The sequence below is a fragment of the Kutzneria sp. 744 genome, assembly GCF_000568255.1.
Taxonomy (GTDB): domain Bacteria; phylum Actinomycetota; class Actinomycetes; order Mycobacteriales; family Pseudonocardiaceae; genus Kutzneria.
Genome location: NZ_KK037166.1, coordinates 806,920 through 809,989 on the forward strand (window position 1 = coordinate 806,920; position 3,070 = coordinate 809,989).

2 protein-coding genes are annotated in these 3,070 nt (G+C 69.4%); both read left to right on the plus strand.

What is annotated here, in order from left to right; genetic code table 11:
* The first annotated feature begins 256 nt into the window (after positions 1 to 256).
* Entirely contained in the window at positions 257 to 1,714 is a 1,458-nt protein-coding gene (locus tag KUTG_RS03520) for an arabinofuranosidase catalytic domain-containing protein (protein ID WP_084578848.1), read from the plus strand.
* Positions 1,715 to 2,015: 301 nt separating this feature from the next.
* Positions 2,016 to 3,062 (plus strand): ricin-type beta-trefoil lectin domain protein, encoded by a 1,047-nt coding sequence (locus tag KUTG_RS03525; RefSeq protein WP_369794431.1) that lies wholly within the window; start codon positions 2,016 to 2,018, stop codon positions 3,060 to 3,062.
* The last annotated feature ends 8 nt before the right edge of the window (positions 3,063 to 3,070 follow it).

The window sequence follows — 3,070 nt, forward strand, 5'->3', positions numbered from 1 at the left end:
TCGTCTTCGCGCAGCTCAGGCCGTGTGAGCACCGGTCGGAGACCGCGGGCACCCACCGCCGTGCCGGGAAAGTTACATGGCCCCCACCGGCATAAGTACTACCCATTCTGTCGCCCGACCAGCGATTACTGCCGGCGGCGTGCCCGGGCCAAGGTCCTCTTCTTGTTGGTTTCAGCAGGTCGTGCTGTCCTGAGGGCGGCAGATGAGTCTTACACATGCATCATCCGCACTCGACCATGAACAAGGGAGTTCATCTATGGTCCGACGAACATGGATGCCTCGTGCCGGACGAATACTGGCGGCGAGCGCGGCGGCGATGCTCGCGGTCGGCGTCGCGGTCGGCGCGGCGCCGGCCGCGGCCCAGGGACCGTGTGACATCTACGCGGCCGGCGGAACGCCCTGCGTGGCCGCGCACAGCACCACTCGCGCCCTGTACGGCGCGTACACCGGCTCCCTCTACCAGGTGCGGCGCTCGTCCGACAACACGACCCGGAACATCGGCGTCGTCGAAGGCTACGCCGACTCCGCCGCGCAGGATTCCTTCTGCGCCGGCACGACGTGCCTCATCACGATCATCTACGACCAGTCCGGCAAGGGCAACAACCTCACCCAGGCGCCCGCGGGCGGCGCCGCCGGCGGGCCGGACAACCTGGCCAACGCCACCGCCGCACCCACAACCCTCAACGGGCACAAGGCCTACGGCGTCTACGTGGCCGCCGGCACCGGCTACCGCGACAACCACACCTCAGGCATCGCCACCGGCGACCAGCCGGAGGGCATGTACGCCATCGTCGACGGCACGCACTACAACGGCGGCTGCTGCTTCGACTACGGCAACGCCGAGACCAACAGCAACGACGACGGCAACGGCACCATGGAGGCCATCTACTTCGGCAACATCCGGGTCTGGGGCTACGGCGCGGGCAACGGACCGTGGATCATGGCCGACCTGGAGAACGGCCTGTTCTCCGGCGTGAACCAGCACTACAACGCCAACGACCCCACCATCAACTACCGCTACACCACGGCGATGATCAAGGGCGGCCCGAACCAGTGGGCCATCCGCGGCGGCAACGCGCAGTCCGGCGGCCTGTCGACGTTCTACAGCGGACCCCGCCCCAACGTCTCGGGCTACAACCCGATGCGCAAGCAGGGGGCGATCATCCTCGGCACCGGTGGCGACAACAGCAAGGGATCCACCGGCACCTTCTACGAGGGCGTCATGACCTCGGGCTATCCGTCCGACGCCACCGAGAACGCCGTGCAGGCCAACATCACCGCGGCCGGCTACAACAACAACGGCGGTGGCGGCGGTGGCGGCACCGGGCCGTTGCACGCGGTCGGCGCGGGCAAGTGCCTGGACGTGCCCAACTCGTCCGCCACACCCGGCACGCAACTGCAGATCCACGGCTGCACGGGCCAGCCGAACCAGACCTGGACGCGCACGTCGTCCAACCAGCTGACGGTCGCGCTCGGCGGCACGACGCTGTGCATGGACGCCAGCGGCAACCAGACCAGTCCGGGGACCAAGGTGGAGACCTGGTCGTGCAACGGCCAGGCCAACCAGCAGTGGACCGCCAACTCCGACGGCACGATCACCGGCGTCCAGTCGGGGCTCTGCCTTGACGTGACGGGCGCGTCCACCGCCGACGGCGCGCTGGCCGAACTGTGGACATGCAACGGCGGCAGCAACCAGCAGTGGACTCTCGGCTAGGGAGACGCGTGATGTCGAAATACAGGACCCTGCTCGGGACAGTCGCGGCCGCGGCGGCACTGCTCCTGACCATGACCGGCGCCGCGCAGGCCGCGCCGGCGACCGACACCGGCCCGGCCGCCCACCCGGCGGCGTCGACCGCCGGCTGCGGCAAGGCCCCGACCTTGGCCAGCGGCACGCACACCATCCAGGCAGCGGCCAGAACCGCAGCTACATCCTGCGGGTACCGGCCAACTACGACAACAACCACCCCTACCGGCTGGTCTTCGGCTTCCACTGGGTCGGCGGCACCGCCAACGACGTGGACTCGGGCGGCACCGACGGCTACAACTGGTCCTACTACGGCCTGCGGCGGCTGGCCGACAACGCCGGCAACGGCACGATCTTCGTCGCGCCGCAGGGCATCGGCAACGGCTGGGGCAACTCCGGCGGCCAGGACGTGACCTTCGTCGACGACATGATCAGGCAGCTCGAGGGCGGCCTGTGCGTCGACACGGCCCAGCTGTTCTCGGCCGGCTTCAGCTACGGCGGCGCGATGACCTACGCCCTGGCCTGCGCCCGGGCGACCGTCTTCCGCGCGGTCGCGGTGTACTCCGGCGCGAACCTCAGCGGCTGCAGCGGCGGCACCCAGCCCATCGCCTACATGGGGCTGCACGGTCTGCGCGACAACGTGCTGCCGATCTCCAACGGCCGGGCACTGCGCGACACCTTCGTCCGCGACAACGGCTGCACGCCGCAGAATCCGCCGGAGCCGGCCCAGGGCAGCCTGACCCACATCGTCACCGCCTACTCCGGCTGCAAGGCCGGCTATCCGGTCGTCTGGGCGGCATTCGACGGGGCCGGCCACGACCCCGGCCCGATCGACGGATCCACCGGTGACGGCTGGCACACCTGGACCTCCGGCGAGGTCTGGAAGTTCTTCAGCCAGTTCGACTCCAACCAGCCCCCGCCCCCGCCGCCGCCCGCCGGCAAGCAGCTCGTGGGCACGCAGTCGGGCCGGTGCCTGGACGTGTCCAGCACCAACGGCGCCCAGGCGCAGCTGGCCGACTGCGCCAAGCAGGACAGTCAACTGTGGACGGTCACGTCCAGCGGGCAGTTGACGGCCTACGGCAACAAGTGCCTCGACGCGTCCGGTCGGGGCACGGCCAACGGCACCCAGGTGATCACCTGGGACTGCAACGGCCAGACCAACCAGCAGTGGACCGTCAACGCCAACGGCACGATCACCGGCGTCCAGTCGGGTCTGTGCCTCGACGCGACGGGCCAGGGCACGACCAGCGGCACGAAGATCCAGCTGTGGTCGTGCAACGGGCAGCCCAACCAGCAGTGGAGCCTGCGCACCCCGTGACGACCGTT

Excerpts from the sequence above, each read along its gene's own strand:
- KUTG_RS03520 (WP_084578848.1), top strand. The coding sequence starts at position 257 with ATGGTCCGACGAACATGGATGCCTCGTGCCGGACGAATACTGGCGGCG.